This window comes from Mycobacterium sp. SMC-16, assembly GCF_046250085.1.
In the GTDB taxonomy this organism is placed as follows: Bacteria; Actinomycetota; Actinomycetes; order Mycobacteriales; family Mycobacteriaceae; genus Mycobacterium; species Mycobacterium phocaicum.
Map to the genome: position 1 here is coordinate 1,184,601 of NZ_CP176427.1, position 23,680 is coordinate 1,208,280.

Annotated in this window: 26 protein-coding genes and 1 pseudogene; 15 read left to right on the forward strand and 12 right to left on the reverse strand. The window is 68.8% G+C overall.

Annotation, left to right across the window (positions count from 1 at the left end; translation table 11 throughout):
- Positions 1–30 precede the first annotated feature (30 nt).
- Positions 31–1,251: pseudogene (locus tag ACJEIK_RS05830) on the reverse strand (MFS transporter).
- A 5-nt stretch (positions 1,252–1,256) separates the two neighbouring features.
- Positions 1,257–1,778, reverse strand: coding sequence for a helix-turn-helix domain-containing protein (locus tag ACJEIK_RS05835; RefSeq protein WP_061005372.1), 522 nt, complete (start codon positions 1,776–1,778; stop codon positions 1,257–1,259).
- Positions 1,779–1,879: 101 nt separating this feature from the next.
- On the opposite strand from ACJEIK_RS05835, the gene ACJEIK_RS05840 reads away from it, so the two are divergent.
- Together ACJEIK_RS05840 and ACJEIK_RS05845 are read left to right on the forward strand one after the other, a co-directional pair.
- Positions 1,880–2,665 carry an aldolase gene (locus tag ACJEIK_RS05840; protein ID WP_293018570.1) on the forward strand — a complete coding sequence of 262 codons (786 nt, stop codon included), beginning with the start codon at positions 1,880–1,882 and terminating at the stop codon, positions 2,663–2,665.
- A 24-nt stretch (positions 2,666–2,689) separates the two neighbouring features.
- Positions 2,690–3,568 carry a dihydrodipicolinate synthase family protein gene (locus ACJEIK_RS05845; protein ID WP_409431179.1) on the forward strand — a complete coding sequence of 293 codons (879 nt, stop codon included), beginning with the start codon at positions 2,690–2,692 and terminating at the stop codon, positions 3,566–3,568.
- 6 nt (positions 3,569–3,574) lie between these two features.
- Here ACJEIK_RS05845 and ACJEIK_RS05850 read toward each other — a convergent pair whose 3' ends face one another.
- Entirely contained in the window at positions 3,575–3,871 is a 297-nt protein-coding gene (locus ACJEIK_RS05850; protein WP_409431180.1) for a DUF732 domain-containing protein, read from the reverse strand.
- Positions 3,872–3,991: 120 nt separating this feature from the next.
- Here ACJEIK_RS05850 and ACJEIK_RS05855 point away from each other — a divergent pair, with 120 nt between their 5' ends.
- Positions 3,992–4,570 (forward strand): HhH-GPD-type base excision DNA repair protein, encoded by a 579-nt coding sequence (locus ACJEIK_RS05855; RefSeq protein ID WP_267324842.1) that lies wholly within the window; start codon positions 3,992–3,994, stop codon positions 4,568–4,570.
- A gap of 69 nt (positions 4,571–4,639) precedes the next feature.
- Here the strand turns inward: ACJEIK_RS05855 and ACJEIK_RS05860 are convergent, their stop codons facing one another.
- Positions 4,640–5,302 (reverse strand): nitroreductase family protein, encoded by a 663-nt coding sequence (locus tag ACJEIK_RS05860; protein WP_226520928.1) that lies wholly within the window; start codon positions 5,300–5,302, stop codon positions 4,640–4,642.
- Positions 5,303–5,335: 33 nt separating this feature from the next.
- On the opposite strand from ACJEIK_RS05860, the gene ACJEIK_RS05865 reads away from it, so the two are divergent.
- From ACJEIK_RS05865 to ACJEIK_RS05885, 5 genes are all read left to right on the forward strand, one after another.
- Positions 5,336–5,485, forward strand: a complete 150-nt coding sequence (locus ACJEIK_RS05865; RefSeq protein ID WP_064859942.1) for a DUF1059 domain-containing protein — start codon at positions 5,336–5,338, stop codon at positions 5,483–5,485.
- Positions 5,486–5,599: 114 nt separating this feature from the next.
- On the forward strand, positions 5,600–7,024 hold the full coding sequence (locus ACJEIK_RS05870; protein WP_409431181.1) for a CHAD domain-containing protein: 1,425 nt from the start codon (positions 5,600–5,602) through the stop codon (positions 7,022–7,024).
- Between the two features lie 100 nt (positions 7,025–7,124).
- Positions 7,125–7,553 carry a MarR family winged helix-turn-helix transcriptional regulator gene (locus ACJEIK_RS05875; RefSeq protein ID WP_293018695.1) on the forward strand — a complete coding sequence of 143 codons (429 nt, stop codon included), beginning with the start codon at positions 7,125–7,127 and terminating at the stop codon, positions 7,551–7,553.
- A gap of 8 nt (positions 7,554–7,561) precedes the next feature.
- Positions 7,562–7,957: a nuclear transport factor 2 family protein gene (locus ACJEIK_RS05880; RefSeq protein ID WP_409431182.1), complete on the forward strand. Its 396-nt coding sequence runs from the start codon at positions 7,562–7,564 to the stop codon at positions 7,955–7,957.
- A 61-nt stretch (positions 7,958–8,018) separates the two neighbouring features.
- Positions 8,019–8,759, forward strand: coding sequence for an SDR family NAD(P)-dependent oxidoreductase (locus ACJEIK_RS05885; protein WP_293018561.1), 741 nt, complete (start codon positions 8,019–8,021; stop codon positions 8,757–8,759).
- A 67-nt stretch (positions 8,760–8,826) separates the two neighbouring features.
- Here the strand turns inward: ACJEIK_RS05885 and ACJEIK_RS05890 are convergent, their stop codons facing one another.
- Together ACJEIK_RS05890 and ACJEIK_RS05895 are read right to left on the reverse strand one after the other, a co-directional pair.
- The gene (locus tag ACJEIK_RS05890; RefSeq protein WP_293018559.1) at positions 8,827–9,855 is read right to left on the reverse strand and encodes a hypothetical protein; all 1,029 of its coding nucleotides are present in this window, start codon (positions 9,853–9,855) and stop codon (positions 8,827–8,829) included.
- A 45-nt stretch (positions 9,856–9,900) separates the two neighbouring features.
- A complete protein-coding gene (locus ACJEIK_RS05895; protein ID WP_409431183.1) occupies positions 9,901–10,662 on the reverse strand; it encodes a hypothetical protein in 762 nt (253 codons plus the stop codon).
- A 207-nt stretch (positions 10,663–10,869) separates the two neighbouring features.
- Here ACJEIK_RS05895 and ACJEIK_RS05900 point away from each other — a divergent pair, with 207 nt between their 5' ends.
- Positions 10,870–12,006, forward strand: a complete 1,137-nt coding sequence (locus ACJEIK_RS05900; protein WP_409431653.1) for a mannosyltransferase — start codon at positions 10,870–10,872, stop codon at positions 12,004–12,006.
- On the opposite strand, the gene ACJEIK_RS05905 is transcribed toward ACJEIK_RS05900, so the two are convergent.
- Positions 11,990–12,262 (reverse strand): 4a-hydroxytetrahydrobiopterin dehydratase, encoded by a 273-nt coding sequence (locus ACJEIK_RS05905; protein ID WP_061001910.1) that lies wholly within the window; start codon positions 12,260–12,262, stop codon positions 11,990–11,992. The two genes, ACJEIK_RS05900 and ACJEIK_RS05905, sit on opposite strands and share 17 nt — an antisense overlap.
- Before the next feature lie 174 nt (positions 12,263–12,436).
- Between ACJEIK_RS05905 and ACJEIK_RS05910 the strand changes: the two genes are divergently transcribed.
- Complete coding sequence (locus tag ACJEIK_RS05910; RefSeq protein ID WP_409431184.1) at positions 12,437–13,324, forward strand: hypothetical protein; 888 nt, start codon at positions 12,437–12,439, stop codon at positions 13,322–13,324.
- Between the two features lie 73 nt (positions 13,325–13,397).
- On the forward strand, positions 13,398–13,781 hold the full coding sequence (locus tag ACJEIK_RS05915; protein ID WP_064860509.1) for a (deoxy)nucleoside triphosphate pyrophosphohydrolase: 384 nt from the start codon (positions 13,398–13,400) through the stop codon (positions 13,779–13,781).
- A 1-nt stretch (position 13,782) separates the two neighbouring features.
- Here the strand turns inward: ACJEIK_RS05915 and ACJEIK_RS05920 are convergent, their stop codons facing one another.
- Both ACJEIK_RS05920 and ACJEIK_RS05925 read right to left on the reverse strand, forming a co-directional pair.
- Positions 13,783–14,055 carry a hypothetical protein gene (locus ACJEIK_RS05920; protein WP_061001917.1) on the reverse strand — a complete coding sequence of 91 codons (273 nt, stop codon included), beginning with the start codon at positions 14,053–14,055 and terminating at the stop codon, positions 13,783–13,785.
- A 93-nt stretch (positions 14,056–14,148) separates the two neighbouring features.
- Complete coding sequence (locus ACJEIK_RS05925) at positions 14,149–14,316, reverse strand: hypothetical protein (RefSeq protein WP_110767632.1); 168 nt, start codon at positions 14,314–14,316, stop codon at positions 14,149–14,151.
- Between the two features lie 68 nt (positions 14,317–14,384).
- On the opposite strand from ACJEIK_RS05925, the gene typA reads away from it, so the two are divergent.
- Positions 14,385–16,289, forward strand: coding sequence for a translational GTPase TypA (gene typA, locus ACJEIK_RS05930; RefSeq protein WP_061001920.1), 1,905 nt, complete (start codon positions 14,385–14,387; stop codon positions 16,287–16,289).
- A 48-nt stretch (positions 16,290–16,337) separates the two neighbouring features.
- Here the strand turns inward: typA and ACJEIK_RS05935 are convergent, their stop codons facing one another.
- Positions 16,338–17,210 (reverse strand): hypothetical protein, encoded by an 873-nt coding sequence (locus ACJEIK_RS05935; protein WP_064860508.1) that lies wholly within the window; start codon positions 17,208–17,210, stop codon positions 16,338–16,340.
- Between the two features lie 64 nt (positions 17,211–17,274).
- On the opposite strand from ACJEIK_RS05935, the gene ACJEIK_RS05940 reads away from it, so the two are divergent.
- Positions 17,275–19,182, forward strand: coding sequence for an ABC transporter family substrate-binding protein (locus tag ACJEIK_RS05940; RefSeq protein WP_166427960.1), 1,908 nt, complete (start codon positions 17,275–17,277; stop codon positions 19,180–19,182).
- Here ACJEIK_RS05940 and ACJEIK_RS05945 read toward each other — a convergent pair.
- Positions 19,169–20,470 carry a chloride channel protein gene (locus tag ACJEIK_RS05945; protein WP_409431185.1) on the reverse strand — a complete coding sequence of 434 codons (1,302 nt, stop codon included), beginning with the start codon at positions 20,468–20,470 and terminating at the stop codon, positions 19,169–19,171. The two genes, ACJEIK_RS05940 and ACJEIK_RS05945, sit on opposite strands and share 14 nt — an antisense overlap.
- Before the next feature lie 19 nt (positions 20,471–20,489).
- On the opposite strand from ACJEIK_RS05945, the gene mshB reads away from it, so the two are divergent.
- Positions 20,490–21,377, forward strand: coding sequence for an N-acetyl-1-D-myo-inositol-2-amino-2-deoxy-alpha-D-glucopyranoside deacetylase (gene mshB, locus ACJEIK_RS05950; RefSeq protein WP_409431654.1), 888 nt, complete (start codon positions 20,490–20,492; stop codon positions 21,375–21,377).
- Positions 21,378–21,467: 90 nt separating this feature from the next.
- Complete coding sequence (locus ACJEIK_RS05955) at positions 21,468–21,920, forward strand: hypothetical protein (protein ID WP_082761914.1); 453 nt, start codon at positions 21,468–21,470, stop codon at positions 21,918–21,920.
- A gap of 302 nt (positions 21,921–22,222) precedes the next feature.
- Here the strand turns inward: ACJEIK_RS05955 and ACJEIK_RS05960 are convergent, their stop codons facing one another.
- A complete protein-coding gene (locus ACJEIK_RS05960) occupies positions 22,223–23,530 on the reverse strand; it encodes a hypothetical protein (RefSeq protein WP_409431186.1) in 1,308 nt (435 codons plus the stop codon).
- Between the last annotated feature and the right edge of the window lie 150 nt (positions 23,531–23,680).

Below are 23,680 nucleotides of genomic sequence, written 5' to 3' on the forward strand. Positions count from 1 at the left end.
GGGGCAGACCCCTAGGTATTGCTACTCAAATCAGGCTGACCTGCGGCGTTCCTGCCACAGGACGGCGCCCAGGCAGACTGCCGCCAGGACCGCGATGACGACGGCGAAGCTGACCCCGGCCTCCTGCAGGCCCCAGCGCTGAGCGGCGAAGCCCAGGCTGACGACCGGCAGCGAGATGGCCACGTAGGCCACCACGAAGTACGTCGAACTGACTTCGGCGCGACGCTCCGTCGCGGTGCCCTCCACGACGGCAGCCAGGCCCCGGCTGAAGCTGATGCCGTGGCCGACGCCGGCCACGACCGCGGCGACCAGCAGGCCCGCCAGCGATGACAATTGCAGTGCGACAGCCAGAATCACCATGCCCGCGACGAGAATCGCGCAGCCCAGCGCGACGGCCCGCGGGGGATGCAGGCGGCGTCCGGCGAGTTGAGCGACGGTGGAGGCGACGAAGATCGATGCCGCAACGGCGCCACCGACGGCGTGGTTGTCGATGCCGATGACGCTGCTGACGAACGACGGCGCCACCGCTGTGAAAAGGCCCATCACCGCGAACCCGGCGAAGGCGGCGGTGGCGGCGAGGACGAACGTCGCCCGGACCTCGGCGGGAACCGACAGCCGCTGGAAGCCGATCCGGCCGGTGCGGCTCGAGGTCTCCGGCACGAGCCACACCGCGGCGATGGCCAGCACGGCCAGGGCGATGTGCACGAGGAACGGCAGCTGCAACGGGTGCGGCGCGTACTGCACCAGCAGGCCGGCCACGACGGGTCCGGCGCCCAGCCCGCCGATGTTGGCGATCGTGGCGCCGGCCGCAGCTTGCTCGCGACGGTTTTCCGGTACGGATTCGACGACGGCGGCCGTCGCGGTGCCGGTGAAGATGCCCGCCGACAGCCCGGAGAGCAGCCGCCCGACCAGCAGCAGCGGCACGCTGTCGGCATTGAGGAAGACGACGGCGCTGGCGATGGCGGCGACCGCGCCCGCGATCAGCACCGGCCGTCGGCCGACGGCGTCGGACTAGCGGCCGAACAGCAGCAGCGCGACCAGCACGCCGATGGCGTAGGCCGAGAAGATGACCGTCGTCGTCAGGACCGCGAAGTGCAGGTTGTGGGCGTACAGCGCGTAGATCGGTGTCGGCAGCGTGGTGCCCAGCATGATGGCGGCGAAGGCGTAGGCGAGCAGCGGGAAGCCGAGGCGCGAGGTCACGGTTCGAGTCTGGAGCACGGGTAGGGCAACACGCGCGGGACCCGCTGGCATTCCTCTCAGCGGCGCGGCGCGGGAGATGTCACGACGATCACCTCGGCGGTCTCGTCGCCGACCTGGCGGAGCTTGTGCTGCGTGGCGGCGTCGAAATAGGCGCAGTCGCCGGCGGACAGTTCGACGAGGCGGCCGTCGTAGTTGAGTTCGACGGTCCCGGCGTGGACGAACACGAACTCCTGACCGGGATGCGTCGGGTGCGCATGGGCGGCGAACTGACGGCCCGGGCGGACGACGAACGGCGACATGGCCTTGCCGAGCATGCCCGCCGCGATCGCGTGATTGCGGGCGGAGCCGCGGTCGGCGGCGCGTTCGACGGCGAACGTGCTGACTTCCGGGTCATCGGAAAAGAGTTGCGCCACATCGACATCGAGGGTTCGCGAGATTTTCAGTGCGGCGGCGATCGACGGCACGCTCTGGCCGCGCTCGACCTTGGACAGGTAGCTCTTGGTCAGCCCGGTGCCGGCTGCCAGCTCTTCCAGCGTCATCCCGCGTTGCTGGCGCACCGCACGCAACAAGCCACTCACGTCGCTCAGGATATCGCATTGACTGCATGACACTTTGTGTCCTATGGTCTGCAATGTGTCATTGAGGTGCGGGCCCCGCACCCGATCCGAGGGGAGTTCCGATGACCGACACCATGCATGACTCCAAGGGCGAACTGATGCAGCGCGCCGAGGACGGGATGAACCGCCATTTCGCGGACTCGAATCTGAGCGTCCGCGAGAAGCTGGCACTGACCTGCCGGGCGCTGTTCGACGCCGGTCACGACTCGGGTCTGGCCGGGCAGATCACTGCCCGCGCCGAAGAACCGGGCACGTACTACACGCAGCGGCTCGGACTCGGCTTCGACGAGATCACCGCCGGCAACCTGCTGCTCGTCGACGAAGACCTCAACGTCCTGGACGGTGGCGGAATGGCCAACCCCGCCAACCGTTTCCACTCGTGGATCTACCGCGCCCGGCCGGACGTGAACTGCATCGTGCACACGCACCCGTTCCACGTCGCGGCGCTGTCGATGCTCGAAGTGCCCTTGGCGGTGTCGCAGATGGACATCGCACCGCTGTACGACGACTGCGCTTTCCTGAAGGACTGGCCGGGCGTGCCGGTGGGCAACGAAGAAGGCGAGATCATCTCCGGCGCGCTGGGGGACAAGAAGGCGATCCTGCTGGCGCACCACGGCCAGGTGGTGGCCGGCGCCAGCGTCGAGGAAGCCTGCTCGCTGGCCATGCTCATCGAACGCGGGGCCAAGCTCCAGTTGGCCGCCATGGCTGCCGGCACCATCGCACCGCTGCCCGACCGACTGGCCCGCGAGGCCCACGACTGGACGCTGACCCCCAAACGCAGCGTCGCCAACTTCGCCTACTACGCGCGACGTGCGCTGGTGCGTCACCCCGACGCCCTCGACCACTGACCGACCCTGAAAGGACCTGACCCAATGACCGAGATCTACGGCATCATCGCCTACCCGATCACCCCGTTCACCACTGACGGCGACAACGTCGACACCGAGACGCTGGCCGCCGTCGTCGAGCAGCTGGTCAGCACCGGCGCGCACGCGATCGCTCCGCTGGGCAGCACCGGCGAATCGGCATACCTCACCGAGACCGAGTTCGATGCCGTCGTCGACACCACCGTGGCCACCGTCGGCGGCCGCGTCCCCGTCATCGTCGGAGCCTCGGATCTGTCCACTGCCAACACCATTCGACGCGCACGGTACGCCCAGCAGGCTGGCGCCGACGCAGTGATGGTGCTGCCGATCTCGTACTGGAAGCTGGACGAGCGGGAGATTTTCCAGCACTACGCCAGCATCTCGGCCGCCGTCGACCTGCCGATCATGGTGTACAACAACCCCGCCACGAGCGGCATCGACATGGCGCCCGAACTGCTGGTGCGGATGTTCAACGAGATCGACAATGTCCGCATGGTCAAGGAATCCACCGGCGACCTCACCCGGATGCTGCGCATCAAGGAGCTCTCCGGCGGCGCACTGCCGTTCTACAACGGCAGCAACCCGCTGGTGCTCGACGCCCTACTCGCCGGCGCGTCCGGATGGTGCACGGCCGCACCGAATCTGCGCCCGCAGCCGTGCGTCGAGCTGTACGACGCGGTCCGCGCCGGTGATCGGGCCCGCGCACAGGAGATCTACGACGACCTCGCGCCGCTGCTGCGCTTCATCGTTGCGGGCGGGCTGCCGACGACCGTCAAAGCCGGCCTGGATCTTCTGGGGCGCAATGCCGGTGACCCGCGTCCGCCGCTGTTGCCGCTCGACGAGGACGGCCGCGCGGAACTCAAAGGGCTGCTGGCCAGCGCGTGAGAGCGGCTACTGGACCGGGCAGGCGTACTTGCGGGCCACGTCCATCACACGCTGCTGCGCGCCGGGCCCGATGACGCCCTGTGCGGCCAGCTCGAGATTGATGTAGCCGGGGATGCCGCCGATGCACGCCTGGTGCGCCACGCGCCAGGCGGTGTCGGGGTTCAGGTTGTAGCCGTTGCGCTCCAGGCCCTGCAGGTACTGGTCGAACTCCGGCGTGCCCTGGTCCGGTATGGCGCTGGCCGCGCCGGCCAGCGCCACCGCGGTAGCCACCGCCGCGAAAAAAGCCGCGACTGTACGTCTCATGTCCGTCCCCCTACAGGCGTTTCCACCGGATATCGGTTTACACGTTCGCATATTGCGCCGCGACGGGAACTCTGAACCGTCGTAATCGGGCTGCGCTCACCAGGGTCCTAGACTGGCGTGATGTCGAAGCTGCAGCTGGTTCAGGAGCCGTCCGCCGACGCACTGCTCGAGTCCAACCCGTTCGCGCTGCTGGTCGGAATGCTTCTCGATCAACAGATTCCGATGGAAGTGGCGTTCGCCGGGCCGAAGAAACTCGAGGACCGGATGGGCTCGCTCGACGCCCGTGAGATCGCCGACTACAACCCCGACAAGTTCGCCGAGTTGTTCGCGCAAACCCCTGCGGTGCACCGGTTTCCGGGCTCCATGGCCAAGCGCGTGCAGGCCCTGTCGCAGGTGATCGTCGACGAGTACGACGGCAACGCCGCGGCCCTGTGGACCACGGGCGACCCCGACGGCAAAGAGGTGCTGCGCCGGCTCAAAGCGCTGCCCGGGTTCGGTGAGCAGAAGGCCAAGATCTTCCTGGCGCTGCTCGGCAAGCAGTATGGCGTCACGCCGGAGGGCTGGCGCGCCGCGGCCGGCGACTACGGCAAACAGGGGACGCACATGTCCGTCGCCGACGTCGTCGACAAGGGCTCGCTGGACCAGGTGCGCGCCTACAAGAAGCAGATGAAAGCGGCCGCCAAGGCAGCCAAGGCCTGACCGTTGACTCCGCGTTCACGGCGATCTTTGTCGAGTGGCTGACGCCGTAGACGCAGGATCAACGGGAGATCAGAGCGGCGGACCGTCGAACCGCTCGCGGGTGGCGAACTCCGACACCGGACGCCGGGTCAGCTTCGTCACCTGCTTGACGGGCTTGCCCAGCGGCAGCATGCAGGCCACGGCGTAGTTGTCGGGGATGCCGAGCAGCTCGCGCACCTTGGGCTCCTGCGCCACCACCATGGTCGTCAGCACGCCGCCGTAGCCCTCGTTGCGCGCCGCCAGCAGGATGCCCCAGACGAACGGGTAGATCGACGCGCCGCTGATCACGCCGATGCGATCCAGGTGCTGATCGAATGCCGCTGCCACGCCGAGGTCCAGGCACACCACGAGTACCACGTCGGCGCCCAGGAGGGTCCCGGTGACCATGCCGTCCGGTACCTCGGTGGCTTCGACGACGACCGGGTCAACACCGCAGGGCCGCAAGGGGTTCCAGGGCCCTTCGCCGGCGGCGATCTGCGCGATGTACCGCTGCGCCCCGGGCTTGGACAGTTCGCCCAGCTTCTTGCGGGTTTCGACGTCACGCACCGCGATCACCCGGGCGCCCTGCCGGTTGCCGCCGCTCGGGGCGAAGCGCGCGTTGTCGAGGATGCGCTCGAGCACCTCGTCGGGCAGCGGCTCGCCGCTGAACTTGCGAACCGCCCCGGTCGTGCGCATGACGTCGTAAATCTCCATACCGACCATCATGCGTATGGGAAGGTGATGTGTATGGCTAAGACACACTTGAACTGCCCCTGTGGCGAGGCGATTTCCGGCAGTGACGAGGACGATCTGGTCGAGAAGGCGCAGGCCCATCTCGCCGAGCAGCACCCCGGTCGCGAATACGACCGGGAAATGATCCTCTTCATGGCCTACTGAGCCGGTAACTGAGCGAGCGTGGCTGCCGTTGGGGGGTAGCCACGCTCGCTGCTGTCCACGGTCCAGCAGGTCGTCGCTGGTTTGGCGGCTTGGCCGAAAGGCAATGCCTCGGGTATGTACGGGGTTCTGGAGCGCGAAGGCAAATGGGACGTCGACGCCGAATTTCAGCTGCCCGACCTGCACGGCATCATCGCGGACGCCGACGTTGTGCACGACACCGTCGACCTGACCAGCGACTACTACGACACTGCCGACCGTGATCTGCTGGCACACCGCGTCCAGCTCCGCCGTCGCACCGGCGACGCCGACACGGGATGGCAGCTCAAGGTCCCGGCGGGTGATGGACGCGTCGAAATGCACTGGCCGTCCACCGAGGCATTGCCCGACGCCGCTGCCGAACTGCTCAGCGGCATGAGTCTCGGCAAGCAACTTGCGAGTGTCGCAACCATTCACACGGTCCGGGATCGGTACCGGCTCGCCGAACCGCGATCCGGTGAGCTCTATGCCGAGGTCGCCGATGACTCGGTGCGCGCGTGGGCGGACGAGCGGCTGCTGGCGTGGCGTGAGGTCGAGGTCGAACTCGGAACCCGCGCCCCGTCGGTTCCGAAGCGCCTCGTCAGGCGGCTGACGGCAGCCGGTGCCCGGCCGTCGCGTTTTCCGTCGAAGCTCGCCCACGTGGTGCCGGCGGTCCTGTCGGTCGAGCCGGCCTCGCCGGCGGCGCGCGCAGTGCTGCGGTATGTCAACGCGCAGATCGACCAGATCGTGTTGGGCGACATCGAGTTACGACGTGGCCACGACCCGATCCACGACACGCGGGTGGCGATCCGCCGGCTGCGGAGCACACTGCGGGTGTTCGGCAAGGTGCTCGACCGATCTGCGACCGACCAGTTCGATGACGAGCTGCGCTGGTTCGCCGGGCTGCTCGGGGAGGTCCGCGATTGTCAGGTGCAGCAGGGCCGATTCACCGAAGCGCTCGACGAGTTGCCGGAGACTCTGATCCTCGGGCCCGTGCGGGCCCGGGTACGCAATGAGCTCCAGGCGGTGGAGCTGCCGGCGCGCAAACGCATCACCGAGGCCATGGACTCGCCGCGTTACCTGGCGATCATGGCGGTGCTGCGTTCCTGGCGCACGGCTCCACCCGTCGATCCGGAGACCAGCACCGCCAAACTCGTCAAGCGCGCGCGAAAGGCCCAGCGGAAAGCGGACCGTCGGCTGGTCGCGGCGCTCGGCGTCGACGACAGTGACGCCGCGCTGCTGCATGGTGCCCGGAAGGCGGCCAAACGCGCCCGATACGCGGCGGAGCTGTGCCAGGACATCGGCGGCGCCAAGCAGACGAAGCGAACGGTCAAGCACTACAAGCGGTTTCAGTCGATCCTGGGCGATCACCAGGACACCGTGGTCGCGGCTGATCTGTTGCGTCGCTTCGCGCTGGCGAGCGGCACGACGGCCGGCGAGAACGGATTCACCTTCGGCCTGCTGTACGGCCGCGAACAGCGCATCGCCGATGACTGCCGACGGCAGGCGCGCGAGATGTTGTGATGCGACCGGCATACTGACGGGCGTGACGCCGAGAAAGGTGGGGCAGAGGCCCGAGCGGGGATGGCTCACGCCGAAACAACAGCGGGCCTGGGTGGCCTACATGCGGGTGCAGCTACGGATGAACTACGAGATGAACCGGCAGCTGCAGGCCGACTCCGGGTTGTCGCTGGCCGACTACGACGTGTTGGTGGCGCTCAGCGGCGACAACGATGCCGGAATGCGGGTCAGCGACCTCGCCGCGCAGATCGGCTGGGAGCGCAGCCGACTTTCACATCAGCTGCGGCGCATGGAGGAACGGGGTTTGACCGAGCGCCGTCCGAGTGCCGAGGACGGCCGCACCTCCAACGTCGTGCTGACCGCGAACGGTCGGCGCGCGATCACCGAGGCCGCACCCGGGCACGTCGACCTGGTGCGGGCGCTGTTCTTCGATCCGCTGCCCGACAACCTGCTGGGCCCGTTCACCGCCGCTTTGGAGCACATCCACGTCAACCTCGATCACAACAGCTCGCTGCCGCCGGCGCCGAGCTAGATTTTTAGGTGATTTATCACCTAAAAATCTGGGAGTTGGCAGTGAGTGACGTCATTACCCGCCTGATGGAAGCCAATCTGCTGGCCGTGTTCGACGAACGCGATCCGCAGCGCCGTGCGGCCGCGATCGCTGAGACCTACACGGAAGACGTGGAGTGGGTCGATGATGACGGCACCGCGGTCGGCCGCGACCAGCTGAATGCCAAAGCTGCTGAGCTGCAAGAGAAGCTGGCTGGTCTGCATTTCGTGAAGGCGGGGCCGGTCCGTCAGACCCGCGGCCTCGGTTTCCTGGCGTGGGAGGTTCGCACCCCGGACGACGTCATGGTGGCTTCGGGATTCGACGTCGCGGAGGTTGCCGACGAGCGTATCGTTCGGCTCTGGACAGTGCTGAACGCCGGGGAATAGGTGATACATCACCTAAGTTGATAGGGGTGAAAGCGAAATCTAGAGAGAACGGAGCCCGATCATGGGACAGCTCGACGGCAAGACGGCACTGGTCACCGGAGGGACGTCGGGCATCGGCCTGGCGACCGCAAAGCGCCTCGCCGCCGAGGGCGCGTACGTCTTCATCACCGGGCGCGATCGTGCTCGCCTCGATGAGGCTGCCGCAGCCATCGGCGCTCACGGTGTGCAGAGCGATATCAGCAAGCCCGAAGAACTCGACAACCTGGCCGCCGAGATCGCCAAGCACGGCGCGGGTCTCGACATCGTCTTCGCCAATGCCGGCGGCGGGGACTTCGCCACCCTCGCCGAGGTGACACCGCAGCACTACCGCGACAACTTCGACCGCAATGTGGCGGGCACGGTGTTCACCGTGCAGAAGACACTGCCACTGCTCAATGACGGAGCCTCGGTTGTCCTCGCCGGTTCCACCGCGGCGTCGGAAGGGGTCCCGGCCTTCGGGCTCTACGCCGCGTCCAAGGCCGCCATCCGGTCGCTGGGCCGGACCTGGGCCGCCGAGTTGGCCGACCGCAATATCCGGGTCAACACCATCGTTCCCGGCCCCATCGAAACCCCGGGGCTGACGGGCCTGGCGCCCGCCGGCCAGAAGCAGGACCTGCTCGACGGTTTTGCCGATCAGGTGCCGTTGAAGCGTGTGGGTCGTCCTGACGAAATCGCTTCCGCCGTGCTGTTCCTGGCCTCGGACCAGAGCAGCTTCATGACCGGCGCGGAGCTGGCCGTCGACGGCGGTCAGATCCAGCTCTAGCCCTACCCAGAAAGAACGCCCGGGGCGTGGTGACCCCGGGCGTCCTTTTCTGTGCATCGAGTGCGGGTTACGGCACCACCGACGAGCCGATGGTGGGCATGAACTGGCACTGCTTCTCGGTCGTCGTGACCTGGCCGAAGATGGTCGACATGATGCTGCCCGAGCCGGTGTCGACGATGGCGGTCAGCGTCGTCGGGCCCTGCGGGTTGATGTCGGCCTGCGGCTTGAGGGTCGCGCTGCCCGACTTGCCGGTGGTCAGGTTGACCCAGGTGACGTTGAGCGGCAGCTTCTGTTCGGCGGCCGGGCCGGGCGTGCCGACGGCGGTGAACACGTAGGCGGTCTGGCCAGGGCCGGGGCCCGGGGTCGGAATCTTCGCGGGGCCGGCCACGCTGATGGCCGTCGCCAGGACGTTGCCGCCGTCGGCGAGGCAGCCGTTGCTGATCGACGGGTACATGAAGTCCTGCGTGATCGGCGTGCCCGGACCGAACGCGCCCGCCGGAGCGGGAGCGGCCGCCGGCGCGGCGTCGGGAGCCGGGACTGTCGCCGCGGCCTGGGTGACCGGCGCGGCGGCCGGCGCAGCTTCCGGAGCAGGAGCAGGAGCGGGTGCCGGAGCGGGCGCAGGTGCTGCGGCGGGAGCCGGGGCAGCCTCGGGCGCGGGTGCGGGCGCCGCCTCGGGGGCCGGTGCCGGAGCAGCCTCGGCCACCGGGCCGACGGCGTGCACCGGGTCGACGCCGGCCGGCAGGTGGGCCTCGGCGCCTGGCACCGCACCGGGGGCCGGCACGTGGTTCGCGGCCGGGTCGGCGGCGAACTGGTTCACGGCGTTGGCCAGATTCTTCGAATCCGACGGTGCCGCCTTGTTCCCGGCGAACGCCCGGGCTGCTGCCATGAGCAGCTCCGCGGCGCCCGCCGGGTCAGCGGCGGCCTGCTGGATCACCGGGGCGAGAGTCTGCATGGCCGGCAGGCCAGGAGCCTGAAGGCCATCGATGGGCAGCGGCAACGGCAGTGGCGACGCTGGATCAGCGTGCGCGACGGTGGCTGCGCTGATCGTGAGTGCGACGGACGCGCCGAGTGCGACGAACAGCTTCCTCGATTGCATGACTCTCTCCCCGGTTTCGTATCGGTTATCTGGTTACGGCGCGGATCACGGCAAGCCGGAGGTGATGACCGGCGCGAGGCTGGTCAGGCTCATGATCCCCGGCACGACGCCCGGGATGGCCTGTGCCGCGGGAGCGGCAGCCGCCACGGCGGCGGGTGCGGTGGCCAGCGGCGATGCTGCAGCCGGAGCGGCAGCCAGCGGAGCCGTGGCGGCGGCCAGCGGGGCGGCGGCGGCCGGAGCAGCGGCAGCCAGCGGAGCGGCCAGCGGTGCGGTCGCGGCGGCGAGCGGCGCAGTCAGCGGCGAGGTCGCAGCGGTGGCGGCGGTCGCGGCCGGAGCAGCGGCAGCAGCCGGCGCGGGCAGCAGGTTCGCCAGCGGGGTGCCGGCCGGCAGCAGCGAGGTCAGGTCGCCCGGGAAGGCGATCTGCTTCGGCAGCGGCACGGGCGAGCCCGGGATCTGCGGCAGGTTGATGTTGGCCGACGGGATGATGCCCTGGGCCGGCGCGGCGGCAGCGGGTGCGGCGGGTGCGGCGGCAGCCGGAGCGGTGGCGCCGGGGACCAGGTTCTGCGGCAGGGTCACCGATGCGGTGGCGGCGGGTGCGGCCGGCGCGGCGGCCGGCGCGCCCGAGGTGAGGGCCTGGGTGACACCCGACAGGGCCTGGGCCGGAGCCTGAGCGAGTTCGTTGACCAGCGGCGTGCCGGGCACGACGGGGGCCGGGGCCGCGGGGGCCGGGTCGGCAGCGGCGACCGCGCTCAGGGCGATCGCCACCGGGACTGCGCCGGCGGCGGCAATCATGCTGGTGGCCAACATTTTTCCAGTGGTGCGTGTGCGCATTTTGGGGGTCCTCCCGGTCCAGTCGTGGCGCGTCAGAACCGAAGCTATTCAGTTACTGGTGTTACTCAAGTGACACGTGTGGCATTTATGGATCCGTTACTGATCGGAAGGCGAAGGGTGACCGACCGTTACAGTCATGCGATAAACACCGCCACGCGATCAGTTCTGCGCTGGGCGCCGCTGATGCTGGCGCTCAGCGTCGCCGCGCGCTTCGCCTGGACCTACCTGGTGCCCAACGGAGCCAACTTCGTCGACCTCCACGTCTACGTCGGCGGCGCGGCGAGCCTCGGCAGCGGTCACCCGCTGTACGACTACGTCTACGCCGACCAGACCCCGGACTTCCCGCTGCCGTTCACGTATCCGCCGTTCGCGGCGGTGCTGTTCTATCCGCTGCATTTCGTGCCGTTCGGTTTGCTGGCGTTCTGCTGGCAGGTCGGCATCATCGGGGCGCTCTACGGCGTGGTGTGGATCAGCCTGCGGCTCATCGGATTCGCCGATCCTGGGCACCGGCTGGCGATGGCGTGGACGGCCGTCGGCATCTGGACCGAGCCGCTGCGCAGCACCTTCGACTACGGGCAGATCAACGTCATCCTGGTGTTGGCCGTCCTCTACGCCGTCTACAGCACGCGGTGGTGGTGGTCCGGTCTGCTGGTCGGTCTGGCCGCCGGGGTGAAGCTGACACCGGCGGTGACCGGGCTCTATTTCCTGGGCGTCCGCCGGTGGAGTGCTGCGGTGTTCGCGGCCGTCACATTCGCCGGCACCGTACTGGTGTCGTGGCTGGTGCTGCGGGGTCAGGCGCTCTACTACTTCACCGACCTGCTCGGCGATGCCAACCGCATCGGTCCGGTCGCGACGTCGTTCAACCAGTCCTGGCGCGGCGCGATCTCGCGAATAGTCGGCCACGACGCCGGTTTCGAGCCCGCGGTGCTGATCGCGGTGGTGCTGACGGCCGTGCTGGCGGTGTTCGCCTGGCGTGCCGTCTACGGCCCCGACCGGCCCGATCGACTGGGCGCGCTGCTCGTCGTGCAGTTGTTCGGACTGCTGTTCTCACCGATCTCCTGGACGCACCACTGGGTGTGGCTGATCCCGCTGATGATGTGGCTGTGGCACGGGCCGTTCGCGGCGCTGCGTTCCGCGCGGGCGCTGCGCTGGACCTGGCTGGTGCTGCTGCTGATCGGCGTGCCGTGGCTGTTGAGCTTCGCGCAGCCGACGATCTGGGTGATCAGCCGGCCGTGGTACCTGGCCTGGGCGGGGCTGATCTACCCGGTGATGACGGTGCTGACGCTGGTGTGGATGGCCCGGCTCAGACGAGCCCGTTGATGTCTTCGGCCATCGCCACGTCCTTGTCGGTGATGCCGCCTTCGGAATGCGTTACCAGTGCGAAAGTCACTGTGCGCCAACGAATATCAATGTCCGGGTGGTGGTCCTTGGCTTCCGCGTGGATTGCCACCCGGCGGACGGCGTCGATGCCGTCGAGGAATGCCGGGAACTTCACGGACCTGCGTAGGGCGCCGTCGGCTCGTTCCCAACCCTCGGGCAGTGCGGCGTCTACTTGTTCATCGGTGAGGACGGCCATGGTTTCGAACGTACTCCGGCCCAGGCTCCTACGCCGAGGGTGTCGGCTACCGGTGGTGGGCGCCGGCGCGTCGTCTCGGTAGCCGTCACGCTCGACGTGCGGTCGGACCGATTTCCTGTGGATAACCAGGTTCGCGCCGGCGTTTCTGTCGGTGCCGGCTTCGAAAGTGGCGGCATGGACGAACCATTCCGCGGATCGGACGCGCTACGCACCGGCACGCTCACCGAACATCGACTCCGCACGTACTTCCGCGCGGTCTTTCGCGATGTGTACGTAGCCAACGACACCGTCATGACCGCCGATCTCAAAGCGCGGGCCGCCTGGCTGGCGACCGGACCCGATGCGGTGCTGGCCGGAATATCCGCGGCAGCGGTCCATCGCGCCGAATGGCTTGACCCCAGCCTGCCCGCAGTCGTCGTGCGCAGCGATCGGCGCCGTCCGTCAGGTTTGGTCGTCCATTCGTATGACCTTGCGCCGGAAGAGATTTGCATCGTGAACGGCATGCGGGTCACGACACCGGCACGTACTGCCTTCGATATCGGCCGCCTGCTGCCGGCGCCCGAAGCGGTTCCGATTCTCGACGCGCTGATCCGGTCCACCGCGCTGGACGTTTCAGATGTCTGGGCCATTGCGGCTGCGCACCCCGGCCTGCGTGGCGTCAGAAAGCTCGGCAGCACGGTGGGGATAGCCGACGGTGCCGCCGCGACGCTGCTGCAATCGCGCGTACGGACGCTGCTGGCGAGTGCGAATCTGCCGCCCCTGGAAACCAAGGTCCTGGTGGGCGACGAGCTCGGGCCGATTTTCACCCACGCTCACATGGGATGGCGACAGTGGCAGGTGGTCGTCCAATGCGACGAGGACCTCGACTGGACCTTGGAACGACGGACGTGGCAGTTCGAGTACACGGAGGACCTGGAACGCATCGGGTGGCGCAATGTGTGGGTGACCGCGCCCATGATGCGTGAGCCGCGACGAGTGGTGTGGCGCGTCAACGAAGCGATTCAGGCTGCGCGGCGGCGACTACTGACGAAGCGCGGTGTCGAACGTAGCGCTTGGCGGTGACGACACACGGCTGATCGCCGCAGTAGCCGCCACGCTCGGCGTAGCAAGCCGGGAGGCAAGTAGGTTCAGAGCCGTGATCGTCGTCGCGGGCGCCCTCATCGCCGATGCCAGGCTGCTGGTCGCGCAGCGCAATCGGCCGCCGGAACTCGCCGGCCTCTGGGAGCTGCCGGGTGGGAAGGTGGCGCCGGGAGAGACCGACGCGCAGGCGCTGGCCCGCGAACTACAGGAAGAACTTGGCGTCACGGTGACCGTCGGGGAAAAGCTGGGCGAGGACGTGCCGTTGTCCGACACCGTCATATTGCGGGCGTACCGGGTGTCGACAGACGACGCGCCCCATGCCCACGACCACCACGCCGTCCGCTGGGTGGGGGCGGCCGAACTCGAAGACCTGCCCTGGGTGCCCGCCGACCGCGCGTGGCTGGCCGAGCTGACGGCCGCGCTGACTCAGTCGCGCTGACTCAGTAGTGCAGCTTGTCGCCGACGACGCGCGCCGACGCCATCGCGGTGCCGTGCTGCGCGGTGTACAGCGGGTGCAGCAGCGCGGGGTACTTGCAATGCGGGCAGTCGGTCTTCGGTTTGTTCACCGTGGAGAACGCCAAATGGTGACACGCAGCACACCGCACCACGAAGAATCCGCCGGCCCAATTGGCCAATCCGGCGAATATCGCGGCCGTTGCGCCGAGCGCCAGCACGAACCCGACCAAGCCGGTCAACACTTCGTAGATTGTCATGACGACGACCTCCTCGCGCTGGTTCTCTGGAACTGACGAGACGCTTCCACGGTACTCGCGAAACCAGTAAAGAAGCAGGTCAATCGCTGTATATCAGGCCTTGCGGGCGCGCTTGTAAACCTTCTCGAGATCCTTGCCGTGGATCCCGTGGTGTGCCGCCTTCTGCACCTTGTGCAGCACCAGCGGACACCGCTTGCACCGGGGCTTGCTGCGGCAGCACTTCTTCTTCGGTTTAGCCCCGGCGAGCTTGCTGGCCTTCATCGATTAGCAGTTTTGCCAGGCCGTCCGCGGTTTCGCAAACCGGCCCCCTCGCTGCGACAATCTTTGGCGTGAGTGAGCAGGCCAGCGCCGGATTCAGAAATGTCGCCATCGTCGCACACGTCGACCACGGCAAGACGACCCTCGTCGATGCCATGCTGCGGCAGTCCGGAGCCCTGGACCGGGGTGACGACTCCACCGAACGCATCATGGACTCGGGTGACCTTGAAAAGGAAAAGGGCATCACGATCCTGGCCAAGAACACCGCGGTGCACCGGCACAACGCCGACGGCACCGTGACGGTCATCAACGTGATCGACACCCCCGGCCACGCCGACTTCGGTGGCGAGGTCGAGCGCGGCCTGTCCATGGTCGACGGTGTCGTGCTGCTGGTCGACGCCTCCGAGGGCCCGCTCCCGCAGACCCGCTTCGTGCTGCGCAAGGCCCTGGCCGCGCACCTGCCCGTCATCCTCGTGGTGAACAAGACCGACCGGCCCGACGCCCGCATCGCCGAGGTCGTCGAGGAGAGCCACGACCTGCTGCTCGACGTCGCCTCCGACCTGGACGAGGAAGCCCAGGCCGCGGCCGAGAAGGCCCTCGACCTGCCGACCCTGTACGCCTCGGGCCGCGCCGGTGTCGCCTCGACCGTCCAGCCCGCCAACGGCGAGGTGCCCGACAGCGAGAACCTGGACCCGCTGTTCGACGTGCTGCTCGAGCACATCCCGGCGCCCAAGGGCAACCCGGATGCCCCGCTGCAGGCGCTGGTGACCAACCTCGACGCGTCGGCCTTCCTCGGTCGTCTGGCGCTGGTGCGCGTCTACAACGGCAAGATCAAGAAGGGCCAGCAGGTGGCCTGGATGCGTGAGGTAGACGGCGCGCCCGTCATCACCACCGGCAAGATCACCGAGCTGCTCGTCACCGTCGGTGTCGAGCGCACCCCGACCACCGAGGCCGTCGCCGGCGACATCGTCGCCGTCGCCGGTATGTCCGAGATCATGATCGGTGACACCCTCGCCGACCTCGAGCACGCGCACGCCCTGCCGCGCATCACCGTCGACGAGCCGGCCATCTCGGTGACCGTCGGCACCAACAGCTCGCCGCTGGCGGGCAAGGTTTCCGGTCACAAGCTGACCGCGCGAATGGTCAAGTCCCGCTTGGATTCCGAGCTGGTCGGTAACGTCTCGATCCGCGTCGTCGACATCGGCCGGCCGGATGCCTGGGAAGTCCAGGGCCGTGGTGAGCTGGCGCTGGCCATCCTCGTCGAGCAGATGCGCCGCGAGGGCTTCGAGCTGACGGTCGGCAAGCCTCAGGTGGTCACCCGGCAGATCGACGGCAAGCTGCACGAGCCGTTCGAAGCCATGACCATCGACTGTCCCGAAGAGTTCGTCGGCGCCATCACCCAGCTGATGGCCGCCCGCAAGGGCCGCATGGAAGAGATGACGAACCACGCCGCCGGCTGGGTCCGCATGGACTTCATCGTGCCGTCGCGTGGCCTGATCGGCTTCCGCACCGACTTCCTCACCCTGACGCGCGGTACCGGCATCGCCAACGCCGTGTTCGACGGCTACCGCCCGTGGGCCGGCGAGATCCGTGCCCGCCACACCGGCTCGCTGGTCTCCGACCGCAGCGGCTCGGTGACCCCGTTCGCGATGATCCAGCTGGCCGACCGCGGTCAGTTCTTCGTCGAGCCGGGTCAGGACACCTACGAGGGCCAGGTCGTGGGCATCAACCCGCGCGCCGAGGACCTCGACATCAACGTCACCCGTGAGAAGAAGCTGACCAACATGCGCAGCTCGACCGCCGACGTCATGGAGACGCTGGCGCGGCCGCTGGAGCTCGGCCTGGAGCAGGCCATGGAGTTCTGCGCCGAGGACGAGTGCGTCGAGGTCACCCCCGAGGTCGTGCGGGTGCGCAAGGTCGAGCTGACCGCCAGCCTGCGCGCTCGCGCCAAGGCCCGCGAGAAGGCCCGCAACTAGCTCTCACCGAACCGAAAGGCCGGCCGGCGCACGCGTTTTCGCGAAGCGCTAGCCGGCTTTCTGGTTTTGGTCCAGCCAGACGACACCCTCGTCGGCCGCCTTGATCAGCGCGCCGCGCTCACCGAAGTACGTGGACACCGCGCCGACCCACGGCAGCGCGCTCAGGCGCTGCCACCACTTGGTCGGCTGCGGCCGCTTGGCGATCTCGTCGAACGTCGCGCGCAGGATGCCCGCCAGCTGCCAGATGCTCTTGACGACGACGACCGGCAGCGACGACGTGACGGCCTCCAGGGGCTTCCAGCCGTCCGGCGGGGTGTCGGGCAGCGTCTCCGGCTCCGGGGCCTGCGGCACGGCCAGGTCGTCTAGCAAGTCCGCCGGCAGCTGGCGTCGGCACAACACCGCGGCGAGCAGCCGCACCTGCTCGCCCCGATCGGTGACGCCGTATTCGCGGGCCACCGCACACAGCACGATGGCGTGGTTGATGAAACCGGCCAATTCGCTCACCGGCAGTACCCGGGCCAGCACACCGAACGCCCCCGGCGTGGCCACCAGCACGGTGTTCAACGCGCCGACGCGGTGCACCCACCAGTGGATGCGCTCGTCCCGGCTCAGCCGCTCCCACGCGGCGGTACCCGGCAGGTCAGCGGCGTTCATCAGGTGGGCGCCCGCGTTCAGCGCCCGGTCCGCGGTGCTGGGGCTGCGGCCGGCCTCGGCACGCCGGTGCCCCACCCGCAGCCGACGGACCAGGCCGACCAAACCGCGCGGCGGGGTCAGGAGCCGGTGGGTGCGCCTGCGGAGCCCGATCGGATCAGCTTGCGACAGCACGTTGAGCAATGGGTTGATGACGGCGACGGCACGGCTCAGCGCGTCGGCGACGTCGGCATCGGACAGCGGGGTGTACGGCTTCGGCAGCAGGCCCATACCGGAGATTGTGGACCACATCAGGGGCGAGCGGCGCGACGGGGATTTGCGGCGGGGGCCTCGGATGGTGGCTCGGGCTCACCCGGCGGATACCCTGAACGGCGTGCCGACCGCCCGCCGCCAGCTGATGACGACAGGCGCACTGGTGTCGGTCCTGGCGCTTGCGGGCTGCACCGTCAGTCCGCCGCCGGCGCCGCGCAGCACCGAGACGACCAAGACCGTCGTCCCTCCGCCGCCCAAGATGAGCCAGATCATCATGGCCATCGACTGGATCGGGCCCGGGTTCAACCCGCATCTGCAGTCCGACCAGTCGCCGGTCAACGCGGCCATCTCGGCACTGGTCCTGCCGAGCTCGTTCCGGCCCATCGCAGATCCGGCGTCGCCCTCGGGGTCGCGCTGGGAACTCGACCCGTCGCTGCTGCTGTCGGCCGACGTGACCAATCAGAACCCGTTCACCGTCACGTACAAGATTCGTCCCGAGGCGCAGTGGACCGACAACGCGCCCATCGCCGCCGACGACTACTGGTACCAGTGGCGCCAGATGGTCAGCCAGCCCGGCGTCGTCGACCCCGCCGGCTACGACCTGGTGACCGGTGTCCAGTCGGTCGACGGCGGCAAGACGGCCGTCGTCACCTTCGCCCGGCCGTACCCGGCCTGGCGCGAACTGTTCAACAACATCCTGCCGGCGCACATCGTCAAGGACGTGCCGGGCGGTTTCGGTGCCGGGCTGGCGCGGGCCATGCCGGTGACCGGCGGCCAGTTCCGCGTCGAGAGCATCGACCCGCAGCGCGACGAAATCCTGCTGGCGCGCAACGACCGCTACTGGAGTGTGCCGTCGGTGCCCGACCAGGTGCTGTTCCGGCGCGGGGGATCGCCTGCGGCCCTTGCTGATTCGATCCGCAACCGGGATACCCAGGTGGCCCAGGTGCACGGCGGGCAGGCGACGTTCGCGCAACTCGCGGCCATCCCGGGCGTGCGGACCGCGCGGATCGTCACCCCGCGGGTCATGCAGCTGACGCTGCGCGCGCAGCGGCCCGCACTGACCGACGTCCAGGTGCGCAAGGCACTGCTGGGCCTGCTCGACGTCGGCCTGCTGGCCGCTGTCGGCGCGGGCAGCGACAACACCGTGACGCTGGCCCAGGCGCAGATCCGGACCCCGTCGGACCCGGGCTACGTGCCGACGGCGCCGCCGGCCCTCGACCGCAACGCCGCGATGGACCTGTTGGTGCGTGCCGGGTACAACATCGAGCCCGACGTCGCGCCGCCGTCGCCTCCCGGCATGCCACCGCCGCCCGGCCACGATCGGCTGGTCAAAGACGGCAAGCCGCTGGGGTTGGCCATCGGCGTCGCTGCCAACGACCCGACGTCGGTCGCGGTGGCGAACACGGCGGCCGACCAACTGCGCAGCGTCGGGATCGAGGCCACCGTGCTGGCCATGGATCCGGTGGCCCTGTACGCCGAGGGACTGGAGCGGGTCGACGCGATCGTCGGCTGGCGTCATGCCGGGGGCGACCTGGCGACGGTGCTGGCATCGCGCTACGGCTGCCCGGGATTGGACGCGACGGCGGTCTCCACCGCCACGCCGCCGGCGCCCACGGGGCAGCCGACGGCGTCAACCTCGAAAACCGCTGTGCCGCAGCCCTCGACGCCGACGGTGACGTCGACGGCGCCGACCATCCCGCTGCCCAAGCCGCTCGGCGGCGATCAGCTCGTGCAGGCGCCCAGTAACTTGACCGGCATCTGCGACCACGCGATCCAGCCGAAGATCGACGCGGCGCTCGCCGGTACCGAGAAGATCGCCGACGTGCTGAACGAGCTGGAGCCCAAGCTCTGGGCCATGGAAACGGTGTTGCCGATCCTGCAGGACACCACGATCGTCGCCGCGGGGCCGACGGTGCAGAACGTCAGCCTGACCGGCGCAGTCCCGGTCGGGATCGTGGGCGACGCCGGCAAGTGGGTCAAGGTCCCCTGAGTTGTTTGTGCGCCGGCTTCGGCTCGGTGGTCTTCGCGCGAGCGGCTGACTGCTCCCGCAGCAGCCGGATGCCGTGTGACGAGTACGCGGCCACGGCGAAGACCAGCAGCAGCCAGATCGGCGGATGCGCCAGCTCCCAGACGAACAACGCCGCGAATGCCGGTGCCCGCTGGGTGATCGCGAGGACGCCCGCCGCGCAGGTCAGTGCCACCGCCGGTACGTGCAGATGCGTATCGGCCAGGCCGTTGAGGGCGAACGTCGCGACGGTGCCCGCGGCGGCGCCGGTGGCCAGCGCCGGCGTGATCAGGCCGCCGACCGCGCCGACCCGCAGATACAGCGCGGTGAGCAGTGGTTTGAGCACCAGGAGAACGACCGCGGCGGCGAGGCTCAGCTGCGCGTCGACGCTGACGATCAGCACGCTGCGGCCGTTGCCCGGCAGCTCGGGCCGGTAGATCGAGCAGATGCCGGTCACCAGCCCCGCCAGTGCGACGCCCGGGATGAGCAGCCAGGAGGTCAGCTGCGGCTTGGGCCCCGCTGACGTCATCAACCGGTTGAACGTCAGGCCGATCACCACCGCCAGCGGTGCGATGGCCAGTGCCAGCGTGGTGAATTGGTACGACAGTGCCGGATCCGGCCAGGTGAGGTCGCGCTCGAAATGGGTGACCGGATGCGACACCGCGACCGCCAGGCTCGACGTGATGAGCGCCGTGCCGACGACCTTGGGATGCCAGGTGCCCATCATGACGCGCGCGGCGAAGAACGCCCCGCCCAGCGGCACGCTGTACACCGCGCCCAGGCCGGCGCCCGCCGCACACGACAGCAGAATCTCGCGGTCGCGGGCCGTCAGCGTTCCGAGCGTCGACGACGTCAGCCGCCCGAGCCACGTCGTCCCGTAACTGCTGAGCACCGCGGCCAATTGACGCGGCGCCGTCTCCCGGCCGAGCGATGCACCGGTGCCGACGGCGAGCGCCTGTAGCGCGGCGTCGGCCGCCATCGGCAGGTGCTGCATCGGCTTCTTGCCGGCGATGGTCGCCGACAGCGACGGAGTTCCGCAGCGGCGGCGCAGGATCCACCAGCCGAGTCCCGCGAGCGCCCCGCCGATCGCAGGTGCCAGCGCGCGCCGAACCGGCGAACTGGCGCCGATGCCGTCGAGCAGGAGCCCGTACGAATAGTGATAGGCGAGGTGTTCGACGGCGTGCAGCAGTGAGACGGTCGCCGCGCCGGCAACCCCGGCGAGCAGGCCGGTGAGCAGCACCGCACTCCCGAACTCCAGCGCACGTCGCGTCACCCGGTGAATGTATGCCAGCCTGGGGGACATGGAGACCCCACGGCTGCTGTTCGTCCATGCCCATCCGGATGACGAGACACTGACTACCGGAGCGACCATCGCGCACTACGCCGCCCGCGGCGCCGACGTCCGGGTGGTCACGTGCACGCTGGGCGAAGAGGGCGAGGTCATCGGTTCGCAGTGGGCGCAGCTGGCGGTCGACGGAGCCGACCAGCTGGGTGGCTACCGCATCGGCGAATTGACTTCGGCGCTCAGGGAATTGGGCGTCGACCGGCCGCGGTATCTGGGTGGGGCCGGCCATTGGCGCGATTCCGGTATGGAAGGCAGCCCGGCGCGGCACCGTCAGCGGTTCGCGGACGCCGACATGGACGAGGCCGTCTCCGAACTGGTGGTGGTGCTGCGGGATTTCCGCCCGCACGTCGTCGTCACCTATGACCCCAACGGCGGCTACGGGCATCCCGACCATGTCCAGGCGCACCGGGTGACGACGGCTGCGGTCGCCGCGTCGGCCGGGGACGGTCATCCGGGCGAGCCGTGGCAGGTCCCGAAGTTCTACTGGACCGTGATGGACGGTGAGTCGATGGCCGAGGCGCTGGAGTCCATCAACGAGGTCGAGCTGCCCGACAGCTGGGTGCGGATCCCGGCCAGTGCGCTGCCGTTCGATCTCGGTCACCGCATCGACGCCGTCATCGACGCGCAGGACAGCCTGCCGGCCAAGGTCGCCGCCATGCGGGCCCACCAGACGCAGGTGACGGTCGAGCCGAGCGGCCGGGTCTTTGCGCTGTCCAACAACATCGCGCTGCCGATCAGCCCCGTCGAGCACTACCTGTTGGTCGACGGCACGGCGGGCGAACGCGACGACCGTGGTGTGGAAACTGACCTACTCAGCGGGATAAACCTCGCGTGACACCGGGGAGCGGGGGAGTAGGGTAGCCGCCATGGACGCGGATCTGGACCCCAACTTGCAGCACCTGCAGGGCCTCGGCGACAACTATCAGTGGGTCGTCGGCTCCCTCGTCGGGCTGCTCGACAGCATCCCGACCTGACGTCTGCCCCGCCGCGCGCCGACTCCGGTCGGGCGCGCTCATTGATGCTCGGTGTGCTGGCGTTCGATGGCGCCTTGTCGGCCGTCGCCGGCGCACTGTTCCTACCGCTCTATCTCGGCCCCGTGCCGTTCCCGATCAGTGGCCTGCTCAGTGGTCTCGTCAACGCGGCCCTGGTCTGGGCCGGCCTGCAGTGGACGTCCCGCCCTCGCCTGGCCGCGCTCCCGATGTGGGCCTGGTTGTCGACCGTCGTGATCCTGCTGCTCGGTGGCCCCGGTGATGACGTCGTGTTCGGCGGCGCCGGAATCATGCAGGCCTCACCGTTGATCTTCCTGCTCCTCGGTGCGACGCCGCCCGGTGTGGTGCTGTGGCGCCATGCTCAGCGGCGCGCCGCACTGCCGGATTAGCGTCCGCTCTGCCTGCCTCGTAATCGGCGAATGTGCGACCAGGTCGCCTGAACCGTCGGGAGGGACGATCTGTGTGCACCGCCGCGGCATTTCCGCATCGACTCCGCACTGAGGGCGACAACTATCGAGTAGATGACGCCGTGGCCGCAGGGTCGATCGTGGTGCCTGGTTGATCCTGCGGTTGTGGCGGTAAAGGTCGAGTGCCTGACGCCGCTGACGCAGAGCCAACGACGGTGTCGGTGATTCTGCGGTCAGGGCGGTGATCGGCGTGTGACAAGAGCAGGCGAACCTGGGCGCCTGGCTCAGCTATTGGCTGAGTGACTTCCCGAACCGGCCTTCTGGCCGCCACCGGCGCCCTGCGACTGGCCGGCGCCCTTCTCGCCCTTGGCCTTCTCGCCCTTCGCCTTGCCGCCGCCGACCTTGTCGCCCTTGGCGGGCTTCGTCGTTCCGGTGGTGCCGGTCTGGTTATCTGCGCCGGCGTTGTTGTTCTTGACCTCGGTCTTGTCGCCGGGCTTCTTGTCGCGGGTCTTGGTGGGCTTGGGCGCCTTGACCTCGTCCTGCGGCTGGGCCGATCCCGCGGGGTCGCCGGCGGCCGGAGCGCCGGCCTTGGGCTCGTCGGTCTTGGGCTCGGTCTTCGGGTCGGTCTTGGGTTCGGTCTTCGGGTCCGCCTTGGGCTCGGCCTTCGGGTCGGCCGGCTGCTGTCCGACGTCGGTGCCCGCGGGCTGCGTGCCCTTGTCGTCGGCCTTGCCCTTGTCGTCCGCCTTCGTCGGCGTCTCCGCAGGCTTCTCGGTGGACTTCTCCGCAGCCTTGTCCGCCGGGTTCTGCGCGGCGGTCGGCGCGAGCTTGGTCGCCGGGTCGGTCTGCGCGGCGGCCTTGGCTGGGGCCAGGCCGGCGGCCAGGCTGGTCAGCGTGGTCTGCACCGTCTTGGCGATCGACTCGAGCGTCGTCTGCGTGGCGGCCAGCGAGCCGATGGGCGGCAGCGGCGGAATCGGCGGGATGATCCAACCGAAGAAGTAGTTGAACTCCGCGATACCGAAGTTGATGACGTCATTGACCGAGTAGCGGATCGCATTGCCGATGCCGTTGACCCACACGCCCAGGTTGAGCGGATCGTTCACGATCGGGACGACCGCCTGGTAGAAGATGTTGTCCGAGACGGGCCGGATCAGCGTCCAGTAGAAGATGTCGGTCTGCGCCGCGATCGTGCCCGTGAACGGCACGAACCAGTTCAGCCAGTAGAGAACGTCGGTGGCGTAGTCGACGCCCCAGTCGACCCACGCCTGAATGCCGGTGTACGCGTTGGTCAGCCAGTCACTGGCCGCGTTCTGCGGCGTGACGACCGGCCCGGCTGCCAACGGTGCGGCCGCCAGCGGGTTCGGCCCGACCTTGGGGACGACGCCCGCGGCAGGGAGCTTCGGCGCCGGCGGCGCCATGTTGCTCGCCGCGGCCAGCAATTTGACCATGGCCTCGGTCAGGTGCGGTTGGACTGCGGTCGGGTGCGCCGGCACCGCGACGTCGGCGGGAACCACCTGCACCGGGGTCAGCGCGAGGGCCGTGGCGGTCGCAGCAGCGGCGCCCGCCATCACATACGAGCGGACAGAAACGGACACCATGGCTCCTCGAAATGATCGCGTCCCGACCCTCTGAACTTACGCGGTCGTCACCAAATTCGGCTAATAGTCTGCGTGTTTGCTGTGTGTGTCTGGGCATGGGGCCCGCGCCGCGCCGACCTGCTGGCGCTACTGTGGCCGGTATGCCAG

What these genes read in the sequence shown, in the direction of transcription:
- ACJEIK_RS05895 (WP_409431183.1), bottom strand. Translation starts at nt 10,662, where the DNA reads ATGTTGGCCACCAGCATGATTGCCGCCGCCGGCGCAGTCCCGGTGGCG.
- ACJEIK_RS05870 (WP_409431181.1), top strand. Translation starts at nt 5,600, where the DNA reads ATGTACGGGGTTCTGGAGCGCGAAGGCAAATGGGACGTCGACGCCGAA.
- ACJEIK_RS05840 (WP_293018570.1), top strand. Translation starts at nt 1,880, where the DNA reads ATGACCGACACCATGCATGACTCCAAGGGCGAACTGATGCAGCGCGCC.
- ACJEIK_RS05900 (WP_409431653.1), top strand. Translation starts at nt 10,870, where the DNA reads ATGCTGGCGCTCAGCGTCGCCGCGCGCTTCGCCTGGACCTACCTGGTG.
- ACJEIK_RS05865 (WP_064859942.1), top strand. Translation starts at nt 5,336, where the DNA reads ATGGCTAAGACACACTTGAACTGCCCCTGTGGCGAGGCGATTTCCGGC.
- ACJEIK_RS05860 (WP_226520928.1), bottom strand. Translation starts at nt 5,302, where the DNA reads ATGGAGATTTACGACGTCATGCGCACGACCGGGGCGGTTCGCAAGTTC.
- ACJEIK_RS05890 (WP_293018559.1), bottom strand. Translation starts at nt 9,855, where the DNA reads ATGCAATCGAGGAAGCTGTTCGTCGCACTCGGCGCGTCCGTCGCACTC.
- ACJEIK_RS05910 (WP_409431184.1), top strand. Translation starts at nt 12,437, where the DNA reads ATGGACGAACCATTCCGCGGATCGGACGCGCTACGCACCGGCACGCTC.
- ACJEIK_RS05925 (WP_110767632.1), bottom strand. Translation starts at nt 14,316, where the DNA reads ATGAAGGCCAGCAAGCTCGCCGGGGCTAAACCGAAGAAGAAGTGCTGC.
- ACJEIK_RS05885 (WP_293018561.1), top strand. Translation starts at nt 8,019, where the DNA reads ATGGGACAGCTCGACGGCAAGACGGCACTGGTCACCGGAGGGACGTCG.
- ACJEIK_RS05935 (WP_064860508.1), bottom strand. Translation starts at nt 17,210, where the DNA reads ATGGGCCTGCTGCCGAAGCCGTACACCCCGCTGTCCGATGCCGACGTC.
- ACJEIK_RS05845 (WP_409431179.1), top strand. Translation starts at nt 2,690, where the DNA reads ATGACCGAGATCTACGGCATCATCGCCTACCCGATCACCCCGTTCACC.
- ACJEIK_RS05905 (WP_061001910.1), bottom strand. Translation starts at nt 12,262, where the DNA reads ATGGCCGTCCTCACCGATGAACAAGTAGACGCCGCACTGCCCGAGGGT.
- ACJEIK_RS05940 (WP_166427960.1), top strand. Translation starts at nt 17,275, where the DNA reads ATGGTGGCTCGGGCTCACCCGGCGGATACCCTGAACGGCGTGCCGACC.
- ACJEIK_RS05875 (WP_293018695.1), top strand. Translation starts at nt 7,125, where the DNA reads ATGCGGGTGCAGCTACGGATGAACTACGAGATGAACCGGCAGCTGCAG.
- ACJEIK_RS05850 (WP_409431180.1), bottom strand. Translation starts at nt 3,871, where the DNA reads ATGAGACGTACAGTCGCGGCTTTTTTCGCGGCGGTGGCTACCGCGGTG.
- ACJEIK_RS05855 (WP_267324842.1), top strand. Translation starts at nt 3,992, where the DNA reads ATGTCGAAGCTGCAGCTGGTTCAGGAGCCGTCCGCCGACGCACTGCTC.
- ACJEIK_RS05920 (WP_061001917.1), bottom strand. Translation starts at nt 14,055, where the DNA reads ATGACAATCTACGAAGTGTTGACCGGCTTGGTCGGGTTCGTGCTGGCG.